Raw genomic sequence first — 25,128 nt, forward strand, 5'->3', positions numbered from 1 at the left:
GATGAAGCAACGCCTGAAAGCCATATTCTATTCCTTTGCCGTACAACTGGTGTTACTGCATTTCAAGAAATTCCAGATCCTGCTGATCTTCTGGTTGGCATTATTTGGGGCGGTAAGTGGCAACTTCATGGCCAGTTTTGGAGTAGATTCCCTGTATTTATCACCGGAATACCTGGGCAGTGTGAATGCCATTTCAGCCGGGATTGTAGGCATGTCGGTCGGCATCTTCATCATGAGCTGGAACATTACTACGTTCATCCTCTTCTGCCGGCATTTCCGGTTTTTGGCAACTACTACCAGACCCTTTCTAAAGTATTGCATCAACAATGCAGTTATTCCATTGCTATTCCTGGTCTTTTATTTTGTGAACGCGGTTGATTTTGATCTGCACAAGGAATTATTATCAGTAAGTGAAGTGATGACCCTGGTAGGAGGTTTTTTAATGGGACTGGTCCTGGTCATTTTTCTTTCACTGGGTTATTTTTTTGGTGCGGATATCACGATTGCGAGGAACATGATCAGCCTGGATCCTTCCCCCATGGCCTTGCACAGGGGAGTGAAACCGCATATTGTGTTAAACAGTGGAGGCAGCCGGTTAATCAAGGTAACGACCTACCTGAGTGGCCGCCTCAATGTAAAAGCAGTACGAGATGTAACCCACTATAGCAAAGAATTCCTGGAAAGTATTTTCAGTCGCCATCATTTTGCTGCGGTCTTATCCATCTTTATAGCTTTTGTGTTTTTGATGCTGGTGGGATTTCTGCTTGATTATGAAATGTTCAAACTGCCGGCAGCAGCCAGCATCACCATCTTTTTTGCAATACTGGTTTCAGTAGCAGGAGCGTTTTCCTATTTTTTACAAAGCTGGAGTGTTCCTTTTGCCGTGGTGTTGATTGTGGTATTGAATCTGTTGTACCGGTATGGGGTAATCGATCCAACCAATAAAGCGTATGGATTGAATTATGGAAAAGAGATCTGGAAAGCGGCGTATACACCCGCGAATCTTGCAGCATTGAGTTCAGCTAAACGGGTGCGTACAGATTCCTTACGAATGGTGCAGGTGCTGGAGAACTGGAAAAGAAGACAAACAGAGGAGAAGCCACATCTCTATATCATTAATGTAAGTGGCGGCGGAACCAGAAGTGCCACATTTACTATGGGCGTGATGCAAAAACTGGATAGTATCTGCGGTGGGCAATTGATGCGGAAAACCTTTATGATCACAGGGGCGTCCGGTGGTATGCTGGGAGCGGCGTATTTCAGGGCTTTGTCAAGAGAACGTGATTTGGGCAAACCGTTTCGGTTGCAGGATCCGGTTTATGTGGATGATATTTCTAAAGATTTGCTGAATCCGACTTTTTCTTCCTTTGTGGCGCGCGACCTGGCCGCACCTGCACAGAAGTTCAGTGTTGGTGAATACGAGTATGTAAAAGACCGTGCGTATGCGTTTGAGCAGCAATTAAACATCAATACCCGTTATTTATTGGATAAAGAATTCAGTGCGCTGGCAAAGGAGGAACAAGAGGCCCTGATGCCAACCATGATCTTCAATTCCGTCATTACGAGGGATGGCAGGAAAATGTTGATCAGCACGCATCCGTTGAGTTTTTTGATGAAGCCATCGGGTGATCCGCGTCTGCAGCACCCAACAGATCCGGATGCGGTGGATTTTGCAGCCTTGTTAGAAAGGCAGGACCCGATGAATCTTCGGTTACTCACGGCATTGCGTATGAATGCTACCTTTCCTTATGTGTTACCAAATGTATGGTTGCCAACAGATCCGGTTATTGATGTGATGGATGCGGGGTTAAGAGATAATTATGGCATTGAAACAGCGGTACGGTTTATTCATGTTTTTCGGAACTGGATCAAGGAGAATACTACCGGTGTAACGCTTTTGCAGATCAAGGATCGCCAGGGTGGTGGATGGGAGCATCCTTTTGAATCGAAGGCGGTATCTGAAATAGTAACCAAGCCCTTGTTGCTCTTGCAACTGAACTGGTATAAAATGCAGCAGTACAATCACCAGGATCAGTTGGGCATGGTGAGTGATTTATTACCCGGACAATTCAACCGTATCAGTTTTCATTATCTGCCGGAGAAAGAAGAAACCAAGGCAGCGCTGAATTTTCATTTAACGCAACGCGAGAAAGTGGATATCCGGCATGCGTTGGATAATGAACTCAATGCGTTAGGGTTTATACGGTTTAAGGAATCAATAACTACGGAAGCTGATTGATTTTTTTGAACGCAAATCGAGGTGCTATTCTGTGTAAAAAATAGAGTAGCTGCACAGCACCAACCCGAATTTCTGTTTTATTATTTTCTATTCCTTTCAGCATTTTTGCAACTGCCTCTTGTGGTTGAATGGCAATCCTGGGTGCAGCTCCTTTGTGCCAGGGGGTATTTACAACGGGAAACAAGACTTCAATAATTTCAATAGGATCGGGTTGGATTTGTTCTCTCAATACCTGGGTAAAAGAATGAAGAGCAGCTTTGGTGGCGTTGTAGATTATCTGCAAGCCATGCAGCTAGTTTGAGTCGATCGCTTTCTATGGAAAGATCACAGGTGTAAATATGAATACCGGGGACTTGCCACTGCGCTTGTAAAAGTGTTTCTTTATTTCTTCCGCAAATAATTACAGTGTTATTGAGTGCACTGAATTGTTTCGTCATTTCCAGTCCGATTCCGGAGCTGCCGCCAGTGATGAGAATCGTATTGCCAGAGCGTTGCATCCTGATAGATTTTGCAACGAAGCTAGTCTGCAGCCAAGACCCGGAAATTGATCTATGTTAACCGATCATTTTTTTGCGGATACGGCTTAAGGATTCAGGTTGTATACCGAGGTAAGAAGCAATTTGTTGTTGCGAAATTTGTTGCTCGAGTCCGGGAAATTCCAGCAGAAAGTTTCGATAGCGTGTTTCGGCATCTAATAATAGCAGATCGCGTTCGCGTTTTTCTTTGGATGCATAGCCTTTTTCAAGAGCCCTGATGAGGAATTTATCCCAGTAGGGATCTTGCTCCTGTAAAGTGAGCCAGTTTTGATAATTGATTTCAAGCAGGGTAGAAGTTTCGAGCGCCTGAATAAAAAATAAGGAGGGAGATTGCTTGAGCATGGAAGTATAAGAAGCTAATACATTACCGGGAGCAATAAAACTTTTAGTGAATTCGATGCCTTTATCGTTCTGATAGTAATAACGAAAGAGACCGGATTGAACAAGTGCAAACTTCCTGGGAATCTGTCCTTCCCGAATAAAAAAATCACCTTTTTGCAGGATGGTTTGCTGGCCGATATCCTGTAGTATAGCTAAATGCGACGCATCAATCATAGTGGGTTCCTCGTGTTAGGTGCTTAAATTTACTAAAATAGCTGTCCGGTTTTGAGTACTTCACCTGTTATCGATAAAACTAATCAGTATGCAAGAGTATGTATTGATCTTCCGTCATGAAGATGGACAAGCAGTAGCATCCCCTGAGCAAATGCAGGAATGGATGAAGCAAACCATGGACTGGATTGGCACAATAGCCGCGAAAAACAAATTTGTAAGTGGAACGGGTCTTCCCTTTGAGGAAGCAAAAGTGGTGAAGGCAACTGATAAGGGATTGATGGTAACCAATGGTCCGTTTGGGGATATCAAGGAAACCCTCGGCGGGTACATCATTGTTAAAGCGGATTCCGTGGAAGAAGCGGTTGAATTTGCAAAGGGAAGTCCGGTTTTGCAGGGAATTGGCAACAGTGTGGAAGTTCGCAAAATTGCAAGTGGGGATGGCATCCATTAAGCAGGATACTGCGCAATTGGTGCCTCATTTATTCCGGACGGAATTCAGGAAAATAACTACGCATCTCTGCCACCTTTATGGGTTGGAGTACCTGGGAGAAGCGGAGGATATTGCAAGTGAAACGTTCCTGGCGGCACTGGAAAGCTGGCCGTATAAAGGGATACCTCCAAATCCGGCTGCCTGGTTATACCGGGTGGCTAAGAACAAAGCGATGAACCGCCTGGAGCAAAAAGCAACGCGAAGAAAGGTGGAAGCTCAGTTACCGGCAGTGGAGTTGGAGGATATTCCTTATCCGGAAGCGGAAGGGGATCAGTTGCGGATGTTGTTTGCGATCTGTCATCCTGCTTTGTCAAAAGAAACGCAGGTGACGATGGCGCTTCGCATACTGGGGGGATTTGGACTGGATGAAATCGCATCTGCCTTATTTATCAGTAAGGAGACTATTCAGAAAAGATTGTATCGGGGAAGGGAGACGCTGAAGGAGCAAGGGATTGTGCTGGAAATGCCAATTGGTATTGCATTGCAGGAGCGACTTTTACAGAAGGGTATTATTCAGAAACAAAGGAGGAATTGATACGCGAGGAGTTGTGTTTTGAAGCCATGCGCCTGGCTTATCTGTTAACCGAGCAGTCGCCAACTGATAGCCCGAAGGTGCGGGCCTTACTGGCCTTGTTTTGTTTTCAGGCATCCCGGTTTACTGCGCGCAGGAATAAAGCGGGGGAATGGTTGCTCTATGATCAGCAGGATAGTTCCTTGTGGGACCAGGAACTGATTGCAAAGGGAGTGGAGTGGTTGCACAAGGCGAGTGTGGGTGAAGAGATCAGTTTTTATCATTTGGAGGCAGCGATTGCTTATTGGTATACGCGGCCAGAGGATAGTGCTGAAAAATGGGAAGCTATAGTAGGGCTATACGAACAGTTGATCGTATTAAAGCCATCACCTATTGTAGCATTGAACAGGATTTTTGCAGTGTACAAACTGAAGGGTGCTCCAGCAGCCATTCGATTGGCAGAGCAGTTGACGATGTCCGGCAATCCGTATTACTACATGTTGGTTGGGGAACTACACAGTGAATTGGATAAACAGTATGCACGGGAATGTTTCAGGAAAGCATTTCAATTAGCGAATACAGAGGCTGATCGAAGTTTTATTGAAAAGCGGTTAAAGGAAATGGGTTGATTGCTTGTTTTTTTGAGTGCTCTGGAACGGTTGCAGAACGGTTGCAGAACGGTTCACTGACGGTTGCAGAACGGTACCTGAACGGTTGCGGAACGGTACTTGAACGATCAAACAGTGCCGAATGGACGATTAAAAGCTGCCGAATGGAAAAATTGTCTGACCAAAAAGAACTGTACAGTTGTAAAAAAACTAGAATCTATTTGCTTAGTGCAATTTACATAAATTCTGATGAAAATACGCCAGGCCTTGTATTGTAATGGGGCATTTTATTTGAACCCGCAAAAAGTATACATGTTACCGAAATATGTATAAGTCAAGCTTTAGAAAGTGACTGACTTTTGTGACACATAAAAATTATTATCAAAATGAGCAAAACAGTCATAATTACAGGAGCGTCACAAGGAATCGGAAAACTAACTGCCTTAAAGTTCAAAGAACAGGGATACAACGTAATTGCTGTCTCAAGGTCAATTTCAAAATCGCAGGAACTTAAGTCTAAAGGTATCGACCTATATGACATGGACATTTCCGATACCAATAGCGTTGAACTTGCCTTTTATAAAATATTCTCAAAATATCCTCAGATTGATATTTTAATTAACAATGCAGGATTTTCACAAAATGGCTTTATTGAAGAATTATCAATAGATCAGCTTCGTTATCAATTTGAGGTGAATGTCTTTGGCTTAATTAAAGTCACACAAATGGTATTACCTTCTATGCGGAAAGCTAGAAAAGGTAAAATTATCAATATTGGTTCTATCGGAGGTGACTTTACCTCACCTGGAGCAAGTGCATATCATGCATCAAAGTATGCAATTGAAAGCTTTACTGATGGATTGCGCCAAGAGTTAAAAGCATTTGGTATTGATGTTATACTCATCAAGCCAGGTGGTGTAGCAACAGATTTTACAGCTAATTCGAGATCAAACTACCCCAATCCAATTAAAGGTAACCCTTACGAAATACAGCGAAAGAAGTATAATGAAATGTTAGATAAGATTTTGGACCCCAGTAAGAGTAGTTTTGCTCTATTAACTCCATATAAGGTAGTAAGCGTAATAATTGAAGCGATAAACGACTCAAAACCAAAAACAAGATATAGAATAGGGAGTGCGGCAAAAATGATTCTCTTGATGAAGAGGCTTATGTCTGACAGATCTTTTGATAATATGCTCTTAAAACAATTGAAATTAAACTAACCAAATAAATAATGGTAAATTATAGTATGATTTTATTCAATTGCAATTTTCTTTTGTAAAATGAAAAACACCAACTTTATACGAATTAAATCAGTTGCAGATTTACATCGATTTATTGGTTTTGAAAGCCCAAGACATCCGCTAATTTCACTTATTGACTATTCCAAGGTAAAACCAATTCAGGCACTATCAGATTATAATATTGTGAATGATCTTTACCTGGTTAGCATTAAAAATATTGGCCCAAAGGATGTTCGGTACGGAAGAAGCAAGTATGATTTTGAAGAAGGATGTTTGATTTTTATGGCACCTAATCAGGTTTATTCAATTCCAGATATCGATCTTAATAATAATTTTTCAGGATTTGGACTCTACTTTCATCCTGATTTGCTTTCAGGAACTTCTCTTTCGAAGACTATTTCAAATTATTCGTTTTTTGAATATCGAACCAATGAAGCTTTGCATCTTTCGGATGCTGAAAAACAAAAAATGAGTCTTATTTTTTCAAATATTGAAGAAGAAATATCTGACCGGATAGACAATCATACACAGGAGGTATTGGTTCATAATATTGAACTATTGCTGAAGTATTCAAATAGATTTTATGAACGGCAACATATAACCAGGAAAACATTAAATACTGATACTGTTTCAAAATTTGAAAGCTTACTAAAAGAGTATTTTATAAAAAATACTCAATTTGCCAATGGACTTGTTGAAGTTAAATATTTTGCAGAAAAAATGAATCTTTCGTCAAAATACCTGTCTGATATTTTAAAAAGATACACAGGCAAGAGTGTACAGGAGCATATTAATTTGCATTTAATTGAAAAAGCTAAGACAGAATTACTCACCACAAATAAATCAGTAGCTGAAATTGCATTTGACCTTGGATTCGAATACCCGCAATACTTTAGTAGACTATTTAAACAAAAAGAGGGGTTGACGCCGACTGAATTCAGAAGCATGTCATAATACACATGCCGGGTTTTGCCAAACAACTTACAAAGGCTTCGTGCGCCCACCTGGGTAAGGTATTAAGATCTTTAAATTAGAGTGGAAGAATTGACCAAAAAGAATATCCCCCTCTAAGTTTGTACAGAATAATGAACAGTGAGCTGATGCATCCAAAAACTAACATGTAACTTTAGGAAAATCCTGCTGTTGAATTTTCACTTCAATTACAGATTCAGGAGTTTCACCCATAAAAACGCTGGCTACCTGATTGATTTCTTTTTCAATCTTATACGGTATTTTAAGGTCAGTCAGCATATCGGTTAACATGGTGGTATCTTCCTGCGTAAGAAATCTGGAATAGGTTGCGAATACCTAAAATGCAATAAGGCAAATAACAACTTTTACTAATAATACGATAACCATGCAGTAGCAATACAATCCCTATTGCTCTTAAAGCGAATCCAGTTCGCCTGGTAGGAGTCTGGAAATGTAAGCTCCACAGTTTTGCCAGCTACTAATTTCACCTGCTGGTATGTTTGCCAGTTTCCCTGATCCACATCAACTTCAATGGTGATTATGACATCCTTATCAGCAGTCAGGCTAAGTTTCTTTTTATCATATCCTCTCATCAGATAAGGAATGGAATACTCCTGTGCCTTTACAGCAGTTTTCTTCCAGGCGCCACCTTCTCCTCGGGGTTTTCCCAGTTTCCATAAATCATCTATAGCACCAAACCATAAACCCGAATCTGTTTTCATGCCAGGAAAATAATGGCCGTCTGATTGTGCATTTGTTGAAGTTCCACTTAAGACCAGCAAGCCTCGCCAGGTACAAAAATCCATGATTGCTTTTTCATGCGTGGATACAGGTCGGATGGCTGCATATCCCGATTCCCGACCCACCTCATAAAAAGTACCATGGGCGTTCAACATAAATCGCTCTGACTCCAGTTCTCTTTTTCCACGTGGCCAACCTCCTGGAAATGGCTGTTCATAGCGTGTGTTCGTCTTCGGTAATCGCCAGGTACCGGTTTTATCGGTTACTAATACAGAGGCTTCATCCATCTGAAAATCCTGACTTGTTTTGCCAATTGCCAATATCCTGTCCGTACTATCATAACGTGGTTTGGAAAATTTCAATTCTTCATTTACTTCTTCATAACGGTATTTATTACCCGCTTGGCTAAATAGTACCTGCAAATTTTTATTATGGCCAGCAGGACGAATAATTGCTGACTGGTATGTTGATGCGGTTGCAGCTAAATCATCTATCCGCATAACACTCTGAAACATTGGATCTGACTCCGTTGGTTGCAGTTTTCCACTTAATTGGAACACTGCCGATGCCGTTGTATGTTGATTTGCCTTAACGCGTACCCATTGTACTTTCCAGTCGGTTGGTAAATTGATCCAGGTATAGCCCTTTGCCTTTACTGATACCTTTTTCCAAACCTGCCATTGGTTATTGCCTGACATATCGCCTTCAATAGTAAACTCCACTGTCTTTGAACCATCATTCGTAATATGCATTGTACGATGCTGAAATCCATTCAACAGAAAAGGATCAGAAGCTTTGCCTGCCTCCACCAAATCTTTCATCCATACCGCTCCCCAGCCTGATGCGGGCCCCCAGGTACTAAGTTCCTCCCAGCTTCCAAACCATAAATTGGATTGTGATCTACCCGCCAGCGGGTTCTCCAGAATCGTGGTTTCATCTGTTGCCAGCACAAGGGCACCATTCCATTCACAGAAGTCGGGAATATACCTTAGATGGCTGCCCAACGGATGTATTCCACCCGCAGTTGTTTTAGCAAAAGATTTTGGAAAGGAATAAAACATACCATGCATATCCATTAGCATTTTTCCTTCACCTACTTCTCGTATACGCGGCCACTCTGTATACCATCCGCCAATATGATCATAGGTATGTGTCGCCTTGGGTAAACGATACGTAAGCCATTCTCCTTTATCTAATAGTTTCAAAATTACCGACCGCTTATCCCAGCCAATACTCCAGGCAGGATCATTTTCTGAGCTGTTGCCATAAATGCCGCCCGGACCAGTAATATCGGTGAACTGTTTACGCTCTACAATAGACCACTTGTTGCCATCCCAGCTAGCCAATACGCCCATATCTTCTGAAGAGCGTGGAGGGCCGCCTGCTTTCAAATCAGTAGACTTAATATCAAATACTGCGTGCTCTCCGTTGTTCGCAACCAGTAGTTGTTTTTGAGCTACATAGGCACCTTTGCCATGCCATCCCGGCACCGGTTTATGAAAGAGCTTACGGACTTCAAGCGTATTTACATTTGTTTCATACAACATGCCTTCCATGTCATAAAAATATACCCAATTGGCAGGGTCCGTCAAATGTCTGGTGGTTGCTGTCATACGTCCAGGCATAACCGAAGGAGAAATGGTTCGCACTCGACCATATTCATTTATGAAATGATGTCCGGTTATGAGTTGTTTCGACTCTTTATGAATTAACCGATTAGCGGGTGTGCCACCAACGCTTTCGGGATGAATAACGAGATTCAGATTTGAATCAATGCTATAAAGTTTATCGGCGCTCCCATAGGGGCAATGCGGACTATAGGTGACCATCCATAATTTACCTGCCCAGGGGGTAATAGCACCTATTCCCCCTTCATTTCCATTTCCGGTACAAGGCAATCCAAATCCTTCATTGAAAACTGCCAGGTGAGGATAAACACCCGAAATTTTTAAACGGTTTTCATGGGCCCCGGGTTGTGCAAAAGAAAAATAACTACCTGCCAGCAGAGCTATTGACCAAACTGTTTTCTTAAACATATATAGAAACTTAAGCGATTGGGAGAGATTTAATAATTGGGATTTTGTTCGAGGTTGGGATTCACCCGTATCTCTAATGCGGGGATGGGCCATAGGTATTGACGAGATGGATCAAAATTTCTTTGTGCTACTACTTTTACCTGATTCCCAAAACCTGAATAGTCGGCAATACCATCTTCATCCAAAGGTGTTACTCCAGGGAATGGCCATTTTGAACGATCCTGCACAGTTGGATCCGGCAAACCGATTACGGGTTTGGTCAACGCTTTTTCTGCGAGGCGCCAGCGAATCAAATCCATGTAGCGAATTCCTTCCTTAGCCAACTCAACTCTTCTTTCCCTACGGATGATTTTTCGTAATTCCACTGGATCAACAGTGGAGATGGCTGGATATAAACCTGTTTCAGCAACTGCCACCCCGTAGGCTCTTGCCCTAACCTTGTTCAGCGCCTCATATAAACTCGCATCCAATTCACCCAGTTCCAATTTTGCTTCGGCATAGGTTAAAAGTATTTCTCCCAGGCGAATTAAAATGAGGTCATTATCTTCTGATTTTTTATCTGCCCAGGACTGGTCAATACCTTTTTTCCAGAGTAAACCGGTATAACTGGCGAAAGTGGCAACTGTTCTGCAATCGCGGTTACTCACGCGAGCATTCTGTGTAGTACTAAAAACTGTTATTGAATCCGGATGTGGTTGATAATAATGTCCAAGCCACAAACTATTAAAGGGAACGATGGTAGCTTTCAATCGCGGATCCCGATTTGCAAATGGATCCAAAGGATTGTAAAGTGGTGATTCATCAATTGGTAAGCCATCAATACATTCATAGGCATCCATCATTTCCCGGGTAGGGATTTGCGCACCAAATCCTCCTGTATTTCGGGGTAATTGGTCTTGTACGGGAGTGCCAGAGGTAAATACTTTCTGTGCCTCATCACGTGGAATACTGATAATGATTTCTTTGCTTGTTTCACCTGCTTTTAGGAACAACTGCTCATAATTTGGATTCAAGGCATATACACCCGCTGCGGTTAAATCAAGTATGGCTTTGGAGGCGTCCCTTGCAACTGTCCATTTTCCCATCTCGAGTGCCGTACGCGCTTTGATTGCAAGTGCTGCCCCTTTGGTGAATCGTTTAATGGCAGAAGCCGGATAGGTTTCGGGTAGGTTATTAGCAGCGAAATCGAGTTCTGCAAAAATAAAGGTTAGTATTTCCTCCTTATTCGTACGAGTAACAGAAGATGCTTCGTCCAGAGAAAGCTGAGTAGTTAAAAACGGCACATCACCAAAATGGGTAATAAGGCGACTGTACTGGTAGGCTCTGATCAGGCGCATTTCAGCTTCCAGTCGGGTCATTATTTCAGCTGGCGTATTAGCTGCTGCCTTGTCCTTGTTTTCCAGAAAGGCATTCACACGTCCTATTGCTTTATATGCCAGACTCCAATAGTTTTGGACCATGGCATCATCTGCATTCATGGTGCCAAAGGTAACGGCGTTTCCAAGTTGTCCACGATGCCAGTAATTGTCGGTATATTGTTCGTTGTCATTTCCCCAGAAATCGATTTTGTATAAATCATTTACTGCGAGTTCCAGTTGAGTTTGGTTGGAGTAAAAGGAAGCGGTAGATGGTTCAGCCGGTGGTGTAAGTTCCAGCTTCACACAGGCAGTAAGTAAAAATAAGAGCAGTATATAAGAATAGTATTTCATTTCAATATTTTTAATCTGTATGAAGAATAATCAGAGTCTTATTGTAGCTCCCAGCATCATGGTAGTGACGATTGGATAGGAATAAGAATTTGATTCAGGATCTGCATATTTGGGGAAATTACTGATGGTCCAAACATCATTCGCGGAGAAATATACCCTGCAGGTTTTCGCTGTATTCGCATTTTTTGCTGGTAATGGAATAGTATATCCAAGTGTGATATTTTTCATCCTGAAGTAAGCGCCATTGATCAACCAGAAATCAGACATTTCATAATTATTACCAAGAGATCTGGTGGATAATCTTGGATAGCGGGCTGCCATATTTTGCTCCGGACTATTATTCCTACTCCAGAATTTACCAACGATATCACTGGGTACATTTCCAAATGCTTCTGCAAATGGTCGAATCAAATCTTCGTTTAAACGGCTGTTTCGTTTACCCACACCCTGCACCACTATACCGAAATCGAACCTGTTGTATTCCAGTCGAATGGTGGCGCCATATAGATACCTGGGCAAAGATCCCCCTAAGAGTACCCGGTCATCCGGAGTAATCCGACCATCCTTGTTTATATCTTCATATCGTACATCCCCTGCTGTAACATTGTTATTCAAACGGGGAGAGCCAACCGTATCTTCCGTAGTTTGGTACAATCCATTAGAACGATACCCAAACCACTCATTAAACTCACTTCCTTCAAACGTTGATTGGGCTCCAAGGATCTGAGTACCTCTCATATCCAGAATTTTAGATTTGGAATCACTCAGGTTAAAGCCAATGGTATATCGAAGTTTGCCTACTTTGTCTCTCCAGGAAGTTTCCACTTCCCATCCCTTAACTTCCAGCGTTCCTGCATTTTGACTGGGCTTATCGAATCCTATAAACAAAGGAATATCGAGCGATAATAAAATATCTCTTGTTTTCTTGTTGTAATAATCGGCAGAAACACTTAATCGGTTGGAGAAGAAGGAGGCGTCTAATCCATAGTTAGTTGTTTGCGTAGTTTCCCATGATATATTTTCTACTGCATAAACTTGTTGAGCGCCACCGTTTAAAGGAACAACAACACCATTCTGATAAAAAAGGGCATTTGAAAATGCGATCAGTGATTGATATGGATAGTTTCCAATTCTTTCATTGCCTACTGTACCATATGATGCTCTTAGTTTAAGAAAAGACAACCAATTAAAAGATTGCATAAATTTTTCTTCACTAATCGTCCAGCCAGCGGCTATGGAAGGGAAAAGGGCATCACGGTATTGTGGTGCAAAGCGGGAAGATTGATCATACCGAAGGTTACCCTGCAAGTAATATTTGTTTTTGTAGTTGTATTGCAATCTGCCAAAAAATGATCGAAGTGCATTTTCGGAAGCTGTTCCGGAGTTATCCCGAAATTCCTGTGAACCTGCATTCAGATAAGGATAATCTGTAAGTGCGAATCCACTTCTGGAAGCCATGGCAAATTCATTGGAAAAATACAATTCTTCGTAACCACCTAAAACGCCGATACTATGACCATCACCCAATTCAGTAGAGTAGTCAGCCAGGAATTGACCAGTTAATGAAATACTTTCCTGCCGGGTTTCTGTCAGGGTCGTTCTTGGAAAATTGCTCAATGAACTTGGTGTGCCATCCGGGTTGGTAAAATCAATCCTTTTGGAAAAACGTTTTCCCTTGTTAAAATCCAGGGTTGGCGCTACAAGTGCAGTAAGTGTAAGACCTTTGAGCGGGCGATATTGTAAGGAAAGTCGGCCTGTCATTTGATTACTGTAAGCTTCATCCGACCCCCCTTCTCTTAGTTGTGCAACAGGATTTCGTCCGTCTTTTGATAATGCGTACCTGCCATCAGAATAGAAATCATCATATATAGAGGGCATAATCCTTGCTTCATAAAATGGATTTAAAATCGGATTCTCCTGATATACGCGGCGATATCCAATATCAAGGCTGACCAGCAGGTTGTCAAGTACCTGCAAATCATTATTGATTCTTATCTGGTAGCGATCAAATTGTTGCTGATCAAAAAAGGAGCCCGCACTGGTATAGCCCATGGATGCCTTGGTCTTCAGTTTTCCTGTACCCATGGTAAAAACCAGGTCATGTCGTTGACGGGGAGCCAGTTTTCTTTCCATCAGAAGGTCCTGCCAGTTGGTATTGGCAAAAGGAAACTGATCTGGATTAAGACGGGCGCTATCTGCAAAATTATCAATGAAAGCTTGTGGGTAGGAGCCTGCTGTGGCGCCATCATTGGTTTGTTGTTCATTAAAATAGCGCATGTAATCCGGACCACTCACAAATTCTGGTAATCGGGTAGGCTGCTGCACCCCATATTCATAGGTATATTCCATTTGAGCTTGTCCGGATTTTGCTCTTTTCGTGGTGATCAGGATAACACCCGCCGCACCTCTTGAACCATAAATGGCAGCGGAAGCTGCATCTTTCAACACGGTAAGGCTGGCAACATCATTAGGATTCACATTATCGATGCTACTAACAGGAATCCCATCCACAATTATCAGAGGTGAATTGGTCCCAAGCGTTGTAATACCTCGAACGAGAATATTGGCAGAGGCCCCTGGTGCTCCACTGCCCCGGGTTACGGAAACGCCGGCTACAGCACCTTGTAAGGCTTCAGAAACCTGAACTGTTTGCCTTCCGCCTACATCTTCCGCACTGATGGTAGATACAGCTCCAGTAAGGTCTTTTTTGCGTTGGGTACCATATCCCACAACAATAACCTGTTCCATTTCTGTAGCATTGCGGGTAAGCGAAATAGTAAGAGGATTGCCATCGACAAACTGATCAAGTGAAATCCGAAGGGGTTGATAATTGGTCATCGAAATCACGAGTACCTGATTGCCTGTTGGAACATTTAATTCAAATCGGCCATCTGCGCCGGTTTGGGTTCCGATGGAACTACCGGACAGAATAATTGAAACACCTGAAAGTACCTGTTGACTGGTACTGTCAATAATCCGACCGTTGATGGTTCGGTTCTGGCTTCTACCGATGACCGTAGTAAAAACCAGCAATACTAATAGAAAGAGCTGCTTTTTTTTCATGACTAAACAATCGTTTTGGTTGGTGGACTAGAAAGAAAAAGTAAATTCGGAACTCTGAAATGGCTTTACAAGTTTTGCCCTGTCCAAAAGACTGACCAAAAAAATGGATAACTTAACTAATTTGCTTTCAATAACTTAGAAATAATGCTTGGGGATTCTGGACAAGTCGCAACACCAGTTCAATCGGCACAATTGCTTTTCTGTTGTAAGCAGATTGAACGTCGGTATGGCAATAAGCAAGTTGGTGAATGGACCAATCGGGATTATATTTATTTAAGTCATACTATATCACATGAGACCAATATTCTGATCAGTCCAAACACGCTGAAGCGGATTTTTGGAAAAATTCATACAAACTCCCATTATTTTCCTCAACAGGCGACAAGAGATGCACTTGCTAAATTTTCCGGTTATTCTGATTGGGCAGCGATGGTTGAACAAATACCACAGCCCGTTCTTCCCACCAAAGAGGATACACTTACGGAGCCAGGAGAATCTGTTGACAAAGATGTAATCTTACGTAAAAGAGCAGTTGTTACTACTCACCAGCAGTTACCAGCTGAACAGGAAATGAAGAAATCAAGGTTCGCTTTTTGGTGGGCTTATCGTAAATGGATTTTCGGATTGATAGGGGTGCTTGTATTACTTGCATTCAGTTTATTTCTTCAAAAAATGAAAGATGATAGAATTTTGCAGGGAAGTGTCCGTTTATTGTGTCTGAATCCAGAGGGGGCTAATCCTCATACAGCCTTGTTCAAACTTCAAACTGAACAAGAAGAGATGACTACCAGCGGAGGATTTTCCATTGATTTTAATGATGGAAAATCAAAGCGAGCGATTCAGCCAGGTGAATTATTGAATCATTATTTTGAGATGCCGGGTGTATATTATCCCATTTTATATTATAATAATCAACCTATTGATACTTCCCGTGTTAGCTTGCAATCCAATGAATGGACAGCTACAGCCAGTATTTTAAGGGATACAACCCGGGTATATCCAATCTCTGCTGATGATATCCGGCAAAATGACAACCTGCAGGTTACGCCGCCAGCACTTTTCGCTTCCGGCATTGATACAAATAAAACCTTTCTGGTTAGTTTTTATCGTGGTGATTCGTCCGGTAAGTCGGGTGATAATTTTAAATTAACCATAAAGCTAAAAACCTCCCGGGATAGACCAGGCGTACGTTGTTCACAAGTATGGACAAAGATTTTTGGCGACCAATATTACCATGAAGTTTTAATACTCAAACCTGGATGTACCAATTGGTCAACAGTTGGATTTTCAGAAAAACGTTTTTATGGTGGAAGCTCTGATCTACGGTCCCTGGGGGTTGATTTATCAGATGGAGGTGAAATACAAATTCTGGTAAAAGATAAAAAGGCGGCTGTATACACAAACGGTAAACAGATATTTACTACCAATTATGCTAAATCGATCGGAACTATTCAGGGAATAGGAATAAACTTTTCCGGAACCGGATCGATTGAGCAGGTTGAATTAACAGAAATGCAGTGAAATTTTCGGCAAGTATAAAGTAGCAGATGTTGCTGCTAAAAGACAGAGGAAATTAAATAATTGTATATATTACATTTATTATCCTCTATATGTATCAATTGAAAATAAACGCTTTTGCCATTCTTTTGCATTTTTTATGTGTTGATTTGTTGGGACAAACCCGTGATCCCCTGAAATGGCCCTTTGACAAGACATCCATCTGGAATATGCCTATTCATAAGGAGGCGATTTATAAGCCTGCCTGTATTGAGGATGCCAACAATTTTGAGGCCGATGAGGATATTATTATTCTATATCCACAGGCTACCTTTTTAAGTATAAAGACCAATACTGCTGGATGGACAGGGGCAGATCGATGTGTAGCAACTGGCCCAACCTTATTCACCGCACCTATTCCTGCCGCATGGAAGTATGATGCAACTGTATGGTATGGAAGAACGCCTAATGCAGGAGCTGCTATTTTACTTCCCAATGGTAAGATTAAGCAAACACAACCCTTTGCAAAGTGTAGTACTGATTTTGCTACCTCACAGTATACCTGGTCAGAAGATAGTTGTGTATTAAAAGGAGAATGCATAATCGGAGCGCACGGGGGAAGCGGGCTCTCTGCGATTGGTGGTACCATTCGGGTAGGAGAATTTACAGCAGGTAGAATTCCACACGTACTTAAGATTAATTTGTGGGGGAAGAAGAACTTTTATAAAGGTGGAGGTGGATATCGTTGGCCGGCTGTGAAGGCAGATACTGGTTTTGATGATCCTACTGACTTTAATTATTACGGTGGTAAAAATCCTGAGATGCGAATTGGCGCTCTCCTGGCACTACATAAAGGCCTGGATCTTTCCTCAATTTCCAATAACTCACTTGGACTGGAAACGGAACCCGGACTAATCATTGCGAGGACACTTCAGCAATATGGGGCCTATACGGTTGATAATACCGCATGGGATTGTTATGCATTTATTATTGAAAATGGTCCTGACGGATTGGTTCGGAACGAGTTCAAAAAGCAATTTGGTTTTGAAATCAATGTATCTGGGGGATTGGAAAAATCTGCCTGGGGTCGTGATCTCCGGCGAATTTTTAAAGCGCTCTATGTTATAAGCAATAATCAGAAAGATTTATTAGGGGGAGGTCCAACACATGATTGGATCAATCGTTTAGCACCTATGGCACCTAATTTTTAATCAACTTTTATATGATGAATAAACTCAGGAACAAAAGCAGGTTACTGACTGCGATTCTTTTATTTCAGGCTGGGAGCAGTTTTGCACAATATGCCATCTCTAAGGTGGCTAATATCCGTACGCCTGTGGATGAAAAAACACAACGCCTTAATAATACACCTAAGCAGGTAGTAGCTCCAACGCCTCCTATGGGCTGGAATTCCTGGAATAACTTTGGATGTGATATAACGGAGAAGGAATTTCTTGAACAGGTTGATTATGCTGCAAACTATCTCAAGGATGCCGGATATGAATACATGGTAATTGATATTTCCTGGTATTCTCCCAGTGTGTCTGCTGATCCCAGAAGTCCGTTTCACCATCCTGGTTTTCCACGCCACGATGCAGAACTGGATGCATATGGCAGATTTATCCCTGCGAAGAATAAATTTCCTTCTGCTAACGGATCATTCAAGTACCTGGCCGATTATGTTCATGCGAAAGGTTTGAAGTTTGGTATTCACATCATGCGTGGAATACCTTGGCAGGCAGTAGAACGCGACCTGCCTATTCTGGGTTCTAAGTTCAGGGCCAGAGATATTGCTAATGCAGCAGATATATGCGATTGGTATAATGCTACCTATGGAGTAGATATGTCGAAACCAGGTGCGCAGGAATATTATAATTCTCTTTTTAAATTGTACGCTTCCTGGGGGGTAGATTTCATCAAAGTGGATGATTTATCCATGCCGTATCGGGCAGATGAATTAACTGCTATCCGGAAAGCAATTGACCAATGTGGCAGAAAAATAGTGTTTAGTACATCTCCGGGTTCTACACCTGTAACAGCCCGTTATCACGTCTTAACCAATGCTGATATGTTCAGGATATCCGCTGATTTTTGGGATAGCTGGCCTCGCCTCAAAGAACAGTTTGGCTTAGCCAAAATATGGGCAGTTCATGCAGGAAGTTTCCCCGGCCACTGGCCGGATCTGGACATGATTCCTTTCGGAAAAATTGCAACTCGTTCGGGCGATGCTGGCGGTGAGCGGTTTTCAAATTTTACACCTGAAGAACAGGTAACATTAATGACTTTATGGTGTATAGCCCGATCGCCTCTGATTATTGGAAATGATCTTACACAAAATGATGAAGCAACACTGAAGGTACTTACCAATCCGGAAGTAATTGCAGTGAACAAAAACGGTCAGTTACCGAGAGAACTTTATACTGATAATGGTATAGTAGTTTGGGAATCCACCGATTCCGGTGGTAAAGTAAAATATCTTGCTATTTTCAATCAGACGGAACAGGAAAAGCCAGTTACCTTCTCTTTTTCAAAATTGGGGATCAACGGAAAATGTAAGGTAAGAGACTTGTGGGCAAAGAGAGAACTGGGAGCATTTGAAGGAAATTTTGAACAAACAATACCGAAACATGGAGCTGGACTATATAAAATTGAAAACTGAACTGAGCTTGTCATAACTACGAGCAACGCTTGTTGATTAAAAAAATGACCAATGAATTCACGTTTTTTAAAACTCATTTGCGGGCCGTTCAAATACATTACCCGTATCTAAATCAACAATAGTACTCCCTCTTGTTGAAGCCAATGCAATTCATTCATTTTTCCAGGAAGTTAAATCAGAGGAAGAATAACTGACAAAATAGAAAAAAGACGAATTGGATAATCTATATTATGAAGCGAATAAATAAATTTCAAAAATACATATAAAGAAATAACTAGTGTCCGATTAAATAGCTGAATTCGGAGTATAAATTCAATACCTCAGTAAGCATTCATTATGCCTGATTAAAAAATAGGGAATTTTTATTGTCTCCCTGGTTCTGTGCCAGTGAAATTGATACGTTTGAACATCACATCCGGACTGTTATTGTCTTTATGTAAGCGAAGAAACTTTTCACTTACTTCCAGAACCTTGTAATCGGCTATGGTATTGTTTTCTATAACGCCTCCGGGTTGATCCGATTCAAATTGACCGTTGGGTGAAAACCGGATGGTTAATCCTTTATTGGACTTGTTGAAGGACTTCAAATCTTCTTTTTGGTTGGTTGAAAGATCCTCTTTGGAATAAAACTGGTAGAACTCCCATTTGCCGATAATCGTTTTTGCATAATCAGGTGAACTGCAGGAACTGATTGCTACAAGTATAAAAATGGAAATACAAACTGGTATTGAATTTTTCATCGGAGCCAAGATATTCATTAGATTTAGCAACTGCAATAGGGACAAAAAGAAAATATATGCAAAACCTGAAAATAGCAACTGCTCAATTTGAAAACCGGTCGGGTGATAAGGCTTATAATTTGTCGGTAATGGATTCGCTGGCAGCTAAGGCTGCAGCGGATGGTGCACAGGTAATTGCCTTCCATGAGTGCTCGGTTACGGGATACAGTTTTGCGCGTAAATTATCCCGGGAAGAATTGCTGGCACAGGCAGAACTGATTCCCGAAGGTGAGAGCATTTCGCAACTCAGGCAAATCAGCGCGCGTCACAATATTGTAGTTCTGGCAGGATTGTTTGAAAAGGATCGGGACGATAACATTTACAAAGCCTATGTATGTGTAGATCGAAATGGCCTGATCGCTAAATTCAGAAAGCTGCATCCATTTATCAATCCGCATATTCTGCCAGGAAATGAATATTGCGTATTTGAACTGTTGGGCTGGAAGTGTGGCATTCTGATTTGTTATGACAACAATATCATCGAGAATGTACGAGCAACCAAATTGCTGGGAGCAGATATTATTTTCATGCCACATGTTACGATGTGTACGCCCTCTACACGTCCAGGTGCCGGATTTGTTGATCCTGCCTTATGGACAAACAGGGAAGCGGATCCAACCTCACTGCGACTGGAATTCGATGGCATGAAGGGAAGAGCGTGGTTAATGAAATGGTTGCCGGCAAGAGCTTATGACAATGCGATTTATGCCATCTTCTCCAACCCGATTGGCATGGATGATGACCAGCTGAAAAATGGTTGCTCCATGATCCTTGATCCTTATGGAGATATTATTGCGGAGTGCAGAAGCTTTGAAGATAGTTATGTGATCGCAACGCTGACGCCTGAGAAACTAACCCTGGCAGGAGGGCATCGGTACCTGAAAGCAAGACGCCCAGAGTTGTACAGAGACCTGATAGGAAAAGAGCATCAATCCGAGCAGAAAGTAGTTTGGCTGGAGAAGAAATAAATTCACACCTACTTTAACAATTTTCTTTCTTTATCATACAATCCCACCAGCAGACTATTTCCTTTAGCATCTATCCGCAGTCCTCCATACCTGGCGGAATCGTAATTGGCAGCTTTGCCTTCCTGGAAAAAATATGACTCAGCACCGATATTGATATTCCAGGGTTCTGGAGCTGTGTATCGTATCAGTTGTTCCCCGGGATGAATAGGTGTTCCATCGGTTTGTATTCTAACTGGTGATGCAATGCCGGCCTGATCCAGCTTTACAACCAGGAAGCCGCGTTTGGGTACGCTATCCTCACTGAAATCGCGGGCGATTTTATAATCCAGCTGCATATAATCGCCCTGCATAAGCGATCGGGGATCTACAGGTGCCAGTTCCAGCAATACCAGTTGACCAGTTGTCAACAGCTTTTCTTTTTCCATGATGGAATAAAGAAAATAACCCAGCACTAACAGCAGGTTGATCAATATAAGCCAGTTAAATTTTTTCATCCAGTCGTAGTTTTTTTGATAGGATAAAATACAGCACAAGGAATACGCTTCCCGAAAGCAGTAGCAGCATTGACTTTGTTAACAAGGTAAAGCTCAAATCATAGTAATACTGCGATATAAAATAGATGCCACTGATAATGGCGAGCACGAAACCGGTTTTATATCCAAACTGAAAAGCCAGTAACAGCAGGAAAATGGACCCTGCTATCGAAGGCGCAAACAAGGTGGGCAGCAGGAATAGCAATACTGCAAGCTGGAGCTTTAATGACCATCCACTAGTTGGTTCGAAATATTGTTTGCTGATCGAATGAACCAGGTATAAAACGATAAGTATAATGCCTGCAGAAGCAATCCATACATGCGCCGGCGATATGGGTATTGTATATCGGATACCCGGGAGTATCAATGCACTTAAAAAGGCCACAGTTATGGCTGTTCGAATGGCAGGATATTTTTTAAATTCATCCTGATTGCTGTAAATATAATAGCAGCCTGCAGCTAAAATAGGAATGTAAGCAAGAATCATTTCGTGCAAGTCGTTGGTCAGTATGATGGATACTATACTTGCATGAATTGACAACAATGCAACCAATGCCAGCACTAAATTTTGGGTTATAAAGAAGCAGATAGCCCCTATCAAAATGTAAACGAGGCAGATTACTGTATTGGATGCTCCAAATTCACTCAGTCCCAGTCCGGTTAAGAAACCACCAATCAGGAAAAGCGAAATACTCATTGTATCCAGCAGCACATTGTTGTATTGTTTATCCAGCCAGATGGCCATCGCAATAAACAACAATCCGCCCGCCAGTTGTGCAACGGGAGATTCAAACAGTCCGACGAGAAATAAAAATCCTACAAAACTGAAGCCGGCAAGTACACCCCCAATAATTGAAATTATTTTTATTGGAAGTGAAACCTGTACCGGTGGTTTAGTTTCCATGTTGCTCATGTGCCCATTTTTTTTGAAGGTCCAGCAGATACTTGATCGTTACCGTAGCACTGCCTATAATAAAAAAACTTGCCAGCAGAAAGCCGCCTGAGTTATCGGAGATTTTAAAAATACAGGAAGTAATCAGGATGATCAGGCTTAACGGAATAATTGACAGATAAAAGAGAGAATGTTGTTTAAAACCATACCAAATGCCTGTAGCATAGGCTAATGCTGCCAGCGCGACAAGCAACCAGAAATCAAACTGCTTGTTTTCGAATATTCCAATGATGATACCCAGGGTAGAAAAACTGATAGCAGCCAGTGCGACCAGGTTGGTGAACCAAATAGGAATCGCCTTTCCTGCTTTCAACAGGAATTTGCTTATGATTAATGCTACCAGATTTACGAGGAAAAGAAGGATGAAAACCAGTTGATCAGACCAGTGATTGGCTACCTGATCGGCATATAGTAAAATTGTTGTGTTGATCAGTAAGAGATAGAGTACCCATAAGGGAGCAAAGTTTGCTGCCAATACCCATATCGAGATGAAAACTGTCCAGGCGAGAAAAAAATCATAGGCATTTGCACCTGTTTGATAGATCTGCCCGTACACCGCAAACAATACCCCCACCAAAGCAGCAGCTGCGGTTAAGAGGATGTTTCGGATCATAGGATCAAACTGCTGCCTCAGGGAAAGAAGCGTGGTTACAATAAGCAGTCCGCCTGTTATCGAAAGCTTTGCCAATTTTGGAAGGGCATCCCAATTGTAGGCAAAAAAGAAAATGATTCCAGCTACTGTAAACCCAATACCCAGGGTCAGCAGCAGGATCCGGACAAAACGGGACCAATCCTGCAGGCTGGGTGGTTGATTCATGTTGGTTAAGGTTTTAAGGAAGGTAATTTACAACTTCCATTCCGGTCGTTCGAAATGGCAGGTATACCCGAACGGATTTTTTTGCAGGTAATCCTGGTGTTCTTCTTCCGCTTCCCAGAAATCTGTGGCAGGTACCACTTCGGTAACAATTTTACCCGGCCATTTACCCGAAGCTTCCATCTCCTGGATCAGTTGAAGGGCTGTTTGCTTTTGTTCTTCATCCAGGTAAAAAATGGCGGATCGGTACGACAACCCGATATCATTTCCCTGCCGGTTTTTAGTGGTAGGGTTATGGATCATGAAAAAATATTCAAGTAGTTGCCGGTAGGACAGCACATCAGCATCAAAGCTGATAGCGATGCCTTCAGCATGGGTGCCATGATTCCGATAGGTGGCATTGGGTACATCTCCCCCTGTATAGCCAACGATAGTATGTTTTACGCCGGGCAGGTGCCGGATCAGTTCTTCCACACCCCAGAAACAACCACCGGCCAATATTGCTTTTTCAGTTCTCATTGAAAATTAGTTTACCATCAAACACTGTTAAAACTACTTTTGTTTTGGCAATATCCATTGCAGGTATAGAAAACAGATCCTGGTTAAACACGATGATATCTGCCAGGTAACCCGGCTGCAATTTGCCTTTGATCTTTTCCTCGAAGGAGGAGTAAGCGCCACCCTGGGTATAGGCTTTTAATGCATCCTGGATGGTGATTCTTTGCTCGGGTACCCATCCGCCTGGCGGATGTCCTTCAGGGGTTTGCCGGTTCACCGCAATATGCAATCCACGTATAGGATCGGGGGTGGTACAGGCCGGCCAATCACTGCTGAAAACCAGGTGCGCCTTGTTCTTCAACATGGACTTCCACATAAAGGCATGCGGAATTCTTTTTTCTCCTACAGCTTTTGCCCATACTTCGATATTGCCCGGATCTGCATGAATAGGTTGCATGGAAGCCATAACGCCCAACTTTGCAAAGCGGGGAACATCCTGCGGGTTACATTGTTCGATGTGTTCAATGCGATGGCGCCTGGCTTTGGTGCCATTTTTTTGCTGTGCTTTTTCATTGGCATTCAATGCTTCCCGTACCGTGCGATCTCCAATAGCATGGGTATATACCTGGAATCCTTCTTTATCAAATCGGTTTAACAGTTGCTGGTATTTCTCCAAAGGCAAGGCAAAATCGCTGTTGGCATGGGTGCCATCAGGAAGGGCATCACTGTAGGGTTCCAGCATGGGAGAAGTGTGCGATTCAATCACACCATCCAGCATGAATTTAATACTAACGGCTTTGAGTAGGGGATGGCTTTTGGTGCGGTTTTTTACTTGTATGAATTGCTGGATGTCTTCTTCCTTTGTGTTTTTGCCGGCACTGAAGGCAGTGGAAGACCGAAGGGTGAGTTCTCCTTGTTTAAGCAGGGTTTCATACAATTGGAATTCAGCAACAGAGCCACTGGCATTTTGAATACTGGTGATACCGAGTCGCGCTGCATATTTCATGCCTATGCGAAGTGCCTCCAGTTTTTCTTCTGTAGTGGGAGGAGGAACTATTTTCTCAACCAGGCTGCCGGCTGCTTCTGTGAAGGCACCCGTTGGCTTTCCCTCCGGATCTTTAATGATGGAACCAAATCCATCAAATTGGGTAGTACTGGAAATGCCTGCCAGTTCCATCGCTTTGCTGTTCACCCAGATACTGTGACCATCATAGGCATCTAATACAATCGGGCGGTCAGGACTGATTTTATCTAAGGCGATGAGAGCTTCGCGGTTGGGCATCCCTCCTTTAAAAAGATTGTACTGCCAGCCCATGCCGGTAATCCATTTTTTATTGGGGTGTTCTTTTACAAATTTTTCAATTGCGGATAGGGCTTCCTCCAGTGTTTTTGCCTGGTAGAGATCAACACCTGTGAGTCCCATGGATCCGGAAAGAAAATGGGTATGGGCATCGTTGATCCCTGCTGTTGCGAGTTGGCCGTTGAGGTCAATTAGTTGAGTGGATTTCTGTGCCAGTTTTTTGATGTCGGTGTTTGATCCGATATGGGTGATGGTGTTGCCTGTTATGGCAATCGCATCGACAAACTGAGCATCTTTACCTGTCCAGATTTTCCCATTGTATAAAATGAGGGTGGGAGCTGCGCTCTTTTGAGAAAACAGGAGTTGACTGCTAATGAGTAGTGCGGTAATAGATAGGAGGAATCGCATAGTATCTAAAAATACT

Annotated in this window: 22 protein-coding genes; 10 read left to right on the plus strand and 12 right to left on the minus strand. The window is 42.3% G+C overall.

The window, feature by feature from the left end:
• Position 1: 1 nt before the first annotated feature.
• Positions 2–2,239: a patatin-like phospholipase family protein gene (locus tag MD536_RS12205; protein ID WP_239599920.1), complete on the plus strand. Its 2,238-nt coding sequence runs from the start codon at positions 2–4 to the stop codon at positions 2,237–2,239.
• Here the strand turns inward: MD536_RS12205 and MD536_RS12210 are convergent.
• From MD536_RS12210 to MD536_RS12215, 3 genes are read right to left on the minus strand one after another with little or no spacing between them, the layout of a single operon-like run.
• Positions 2,223–2,522: a Rossmann-fold NAD(P)-binding domain-containing protein gene (locus MD536_RS12210; RefSeq protein WP_239599928.1), complete on the minus strand. Its 300-nt coding sequence runs from the start codon at positions 2,520–2,522 to the stop codon at positions 2,223–2,225. The genes MD536_RS12205 and MD536_RS12210 overlap by 17 nt on opposite strands.
• Positions 2,437–2,736, minus strand: a complete 300-nt coding sequence (locus MD536_RS22165; protein WP_369075804.1) for an SDR family NAD(P)-dependent oxidoreductase — start codon at positions 2,734–2,736, stop codon at positions 2,437–2,439. The genes MD536_RS12210 and MD536_RS22165 overlap by 86 nt, the downstream gene beginning before the upstream one ends.
• 57 nt (positions 2,737–2,793) lie before the next feature.
• Positions 2,794–3,330, minus strand: coding sequence for a Crp/Fnr family transcriptional regulator (locus tag MD536_RS12215; protein WP_239599930.1), 537 nt, complete (start codon positions 3,328–3,330; stop codon positions 2,794–2,796).
• A gap of 88 nt (positions 3,331–3,418) precedes the next feature.
• Here MD536_RS12215 and MD536_RS12220 point away from each other — a divergent pair, with 88 nt between their 5' ends.
• The 5 genes from MD536_RS12220 to MD536_RS12240 all read left to right on the plus strand — a co-directional run bounded on the left by MD536_RS12220 (position 3,419) and on the right by MD536_RS12240 (position 7,137).
• Entirely contained in the window at positions 3,419–3,781 is a 363-nt protein-coding gene (locus MD536_RS12220; RefSeq protein WP_239599932.1) for a YciI family protein, read from the plus strand.
• On the plus strand, positions 3,768–4,355 hold the full coding sequence (locus tag MD536_RS12225) for a sigma-70 family RNA polymerase sigma factor (protein WP_239599938.1): 588 nt from the start codon (positions 3,768–3,770) through the stop codon (positions 4,353–4,355). The genes MD536_RS12220 and MD536_RS12225 overlap by 14 nt, the downstream gene beginning before the upstream one ends.
• Positions 4,352–4,960, plus strand: coding sequence for a DUF6596 domain-containing protein (locus MD536_RS12230; protein ID WP_239599940.1), 609 nt, complete (start codon positions 4,352–4,354; stop codon positions 4,958–4,960). Before MD536_RS12225 ends, MD536_RS12230 begins: the two co-directional genes overlap by 4 nt.
• Positions 4,961–5,325: 365 nt before the next feature.
• Positions 5,326–6,162: an SDR family NAD(P)-dependent oxidoreductase gene (locus MD536_RS12235; protein WP_239599962.1), complete on the plus strand. Its 837-nt coding sequence runs from the start codon at positions 5,326–5,328 to the stop codon at positions 6,160–6,162.
• Positions 6,163–6,222: 60 nt separating this feature from the next.
• On the plus strand, positions 6,223–7,137 hold the full coding sequence (locus MD536_RS12240; RefSeq protein WP_239599974.1) for a helix-turn-helix domain-containing protein: 915 nt from the start codon (positions 6,223–6,225) through the stop codon (positions 7,135–7,137).
• A 386-nt stretch (positions 7,138–7,523) separates the two neighbouring features.
• Here the strand turns inward: MD536_RS12240 and MD536_RS12245 are convergent, their stop codons facing one another.
• The 3 genes from MD536_RS12245 to MD536_RS12255 are packed head-to-tail and all read right to left on the minus strand — an operon-like array spanning position 7,524 to position 14,704.
• Complete coding sequence (locus MD536_RS12245; protein ID WP_239599976.1) at positions 7,524–9,932, minus strand: hypothetical protein; 2,409 nt, start codon at positions 9,930–9,932, stop codon at positions 7,524–7,526.
• Positions 9,933–9,961: 29 nt separating this feature from the next.
• Positions 9,962–11,641, minus strand: a complete 1,680-nt coding sequence (locus MD536_RS12250; RefSeq protein ID WP_239599978.1) for a RagB/SusD family nutrient uptake outer membrane protein — start codon at positions 11,639–11,641, stop codon at positions 9,962–9,964.
• A 30-nt stretch (positions 11,642–11,671) separates the two neighbouring features.
• On the minus strand, positions 11,672–14,704 hold the full coding sequence (locus MD536_RS12255; protein WP_239599980.1) for a SusC/RagA family TonB-linked outer membrane protein: 3,033 nt from the start codon (positions 14,702–14,704) through the stop codon (positions 11,672–11,674).
• Between the two features lie 144 nt (positions 14,705–14,848).
• Between MD536_RS12255 and MD536_RS12260 the strand changes: the two genes are divergently transcribed.
• The 3 genes from MD536_RS12260 (at position 14,849) to MD536_RS12270 (ending at position 18,860) form a co-directional block, all read left to right on the plus strand.
• Positions 14,849–16,225 (plus strand): hypothetical protein, encoded by a 1,377-nt coding sequence (locus MD536_RS12260; RefSeq protein ID WP_239599982.1) that lies wholly within the window; start codon positions 14,849–14,851, stop codon positions 16,223–16,225.
• Between the two features lie 89 nt (positions 16,226–16,314).
• A complete protein-coding gene (locus MD536_RS12265; protein ID WP_239599990.1) occupies positions 16,315–17,412 on the plus strand; it encodes a hypothetical protein in 1,098 nt (365 codons plus the stop codon).
• An 11-nt stretch (positions 17,413–17,423) separates the two neighbouring features.
• Positions 17,424–18,860: a glycoside hydrolase family 27 protein gene (locus MD536_RS12270; protein WP_239599992.1), complete on the plus strand. Its 1,437-nt coding sequence runs from the start codon at positions 17,424–17,426 to the stop codon at positions 18,858–18,860.
• Positions 18,861–19,222: 362 nt separating this feature from the next.
• On the opposite strand, the gene MD536_RS12275 is transcribed toward MD536_RS12270, so the two are convergent.
• Positions 19,223–19,600, minus strand: coding sequence for a hypothetical protein (locus tag MD536_RS12275; RefSeq protein WP_239599993.1), 378 nt, complete (start codon positions 19,598–19,600; stop codon positions 19,223–19,225).
• 56 nt (positions 19,601–19,656) lie between these two features.
• Here MD536_RS12275 and MD536_RS12280 point away from each other — a divergent pair, with 56 nt between their 5' ends.
• The gene (locus tag MD536_RS12280; protein ID WP_239599995.1) at positions 19,657–20,607 is read left to right on the plus strand and encodes a nitrilase family protein; all 951 of its coding nucleotides are present in this window, start codon (positions 19,657–19,659) and stop codon (positions 20,605–20,607) included.
• An 8-nt stretch (positions 20,608–20,615) separates the two neighbouring features.
• On the opposite strand, the gene MD536_RS12285 is transcribed toward MD536_RS12280, so the two are convergent.
• From MD536_RS12285 to MD536_RS12305, 5 genes are read right to left on the minus strand one after another with little or no spacing between them, the layout of a single operon-like run.
• Complete coding sequence (locus MD536_RS12285; protein WP_239600001.1) at positions 20,616–21,101, minus strand: GDYXXLXY domain-containing protein; 486 nt, start codon at positions 21,099–21,101, stop codon at positions 20,616–20,618.
• Positions 21,088–22,053 (minus strand): DUF4401 domain-containing protein, encoded by a 966-nt coding sequence (locus MD536_RS12290; protein ID WP_239600012.1) that lies wholly within the window; start codon positions 22,051–22,053, stop codon positions 21,088–21,090. Before MD536_RS12290 ends, MD536_RS12285 begins: the two co-directional genes overlap by 14 nt.
• Positions 22,034–22,909, minus strand: coding sequence for a DUF2157 domain-containing protein (locus tag MD536_RS12295; protein ID WP_239600014.1), 876 nt, complete (start codon positions 22,907–22,909; stop codon positions 22,034–22,036). The genes MD536_RS12290 and MD536_RS12295 overlap by 20 nt, the downstream gene beginning before the upstream one ends.
• Positions 22,910–22,936: 27 nt before the next feature.
• Positions 22,937–23,425 (minus strand): peptide-methionine (S)-S-oxide reductase MsrA, encoded by a 489-nt coding sequence (gene msrA / locus MD536_RS12300; protein ID WP_239600016.1) that lies wholly within the window; start codon positions 23,423–23,425, stop codon positions 22,937–22,939.
• A complete protein-coding gene (locus tag MD536_RS12305) occupies positions 23,415–25,112 on the minus strand; it encodes an amidohydrolase (RefSeq protein ID WP_239600018.1) in 1,698 nt (565 codons plus the stop codon). The genes msrA and MD536_RS12305 overlap by 11 nt, the downstream gene beginning before the upstream one ends.
• Between the last annotated feature and the right edge of the window lie 16 nt (positions 25,113–25,128).

Source organism: Flavihumibacter cheonanensis, from assembly GCF_022352215.1.
GTDB lineage: Bacteria > Bacteroidota > Bacteroidia > Chitinophagales > Chitinophagaceae > Flavihumibacter > Flavihumibacter cheonanensis.

Bases quoted from the DNA above. Each gene is read 5' to 3' on its own strand.
- MD536_RS12305 (WP_239600018.1), bottom strand. From the start codon at position 25,112: ATGCGATTCCTCCTATCTATTACCGCACTACTCATTAGCAGTCAACTC.
- MD536_RS12295 (WP_239600014.1), bottom strand. From the start codon at position 22,909: ATGAATCAACCACCCAGCCTGCAGGATTGGTCCCGTTTTGTCCGGATC.
- MD536_RS12205 (WP_239599920.1), top strand. From the start codon at position 2: ATGAAGCAACGCCTGAAAGCCATATTCTATTCCTTTGCCGTACAACTG.
- MD536_RS12235 (WP_239599962.1), top strand. From the start codon at position 5,326: ATGAGCAAAACAGTCATAATTACAGGAGCGTCACAAGGAATCGGAAAA.
- MD536_RS12260 (WP_239599982.1), top strand. From the start codon at position 14,849: ATGCTTGGGGATTCTGGACAAGTCGCAACACCAGTTCAATCGGCACAA.
- MD536_RS12215 (WP_239599930.1), bottom strand. From the start codon at position 3,330: ATGATTGATGCGTCGCATTTAGCTATACTACAGGATATCGGCCAGCAA.
- msrA (WP_239600016.1), bottom strand. From the start codon at position 23,425: ATGAGAACTGAAAAAGCAATATTGGCCGGTGGTTGTTTCTGGGGTGTG.
- MD536_RS12285 (WP_239600001.1), bottom strand. From the start codon at position 21,101: ATGAAAAAATTTAACTGGCTTATATTGATCAACCTGCTGTTAGTGCTG.
- MD536_RS12225 (WP_239599938.1), top strand. From the start codon at position 3,768: ATGGCATCCATTAAGCAGGATACTGCGCAATTGGTGCCTCATTTATTC.
- MD536_RS12270 (WP_239599992.1), top strand. From the start codon at position 17,424: ATGATGAATAAACTCAGGAACAAAAGCAGGTTACTGACTGCGATTCTT.
- MD536_RS12220 (WP_239599932.1), top strand. From the start codon at position 3,419: ATGCAAGAGTATGTATTGATCTTCCGTCATGAAGATGGACAAGCAGTA.
- MD536_RS12245 (WP_239599976.1), bottom strand. From the start codon at position 9,932: ATGTTTAAGAAAACAGTTTGGTCAATAGCTCTGCTGGCAGGTAGTTAT.
- MD536_RS12250 (WP_239599978.1), bottom strand. From the start codon at position 11,641: ATGAAATACTATTCTTATATACTGCTCTTATTTTTACTTACTGCCTGT.
- MD536_RS12240 (WP_239599974.1), top strand. From the start codon at position 6,223: ATGAAAAACACCAACTTTATACGAATTAAATCAGTTGCAGATTTACAT.
- MD536_RS12280 (WP_239599995.1), top strand. From the start codon at position 19,657: ATGCAAAACCTGAAAATAGCAACTGCTCAATTTGAAAACCGGTCGGGT.
- MD536_RS22165 (WP_369075804.1), bottom strand. From the start codon at position 2,736: ATGCAACGCTCTGGCAATACGATTCTCATCACTGGCGGCAGCTCCGGA.
- MD536_RS12255 (WP_239599980.1), bottom strand. From the start codon at position 14,704: ATGAAAAAAAAGCAGCTCTTTCTATTAGTATTGCTGGTTTTTACTACG.
- MD536_RS12275 (WP_239599993.1), bottom strand. From the start codon at position 19,600: ATGAAAAATTCAATACCAGTTTGTATTTCCATTTTTATACTTGTAGCA.
- MD536_RS12265 (WP_239599990.1), top strand. From the start codon at position 16,315: ATGTATCAATTGAAAATAAACGCTTTTGCCATTCTTTTGCATTTTTTA.
- MD536_RS12290 (WP_239600012.1), bottom strand. From the start codon at position 22,053: ATGAGCAACATGGAAACTAAACCACCGGTACAGGTTTCACTTCCAATA.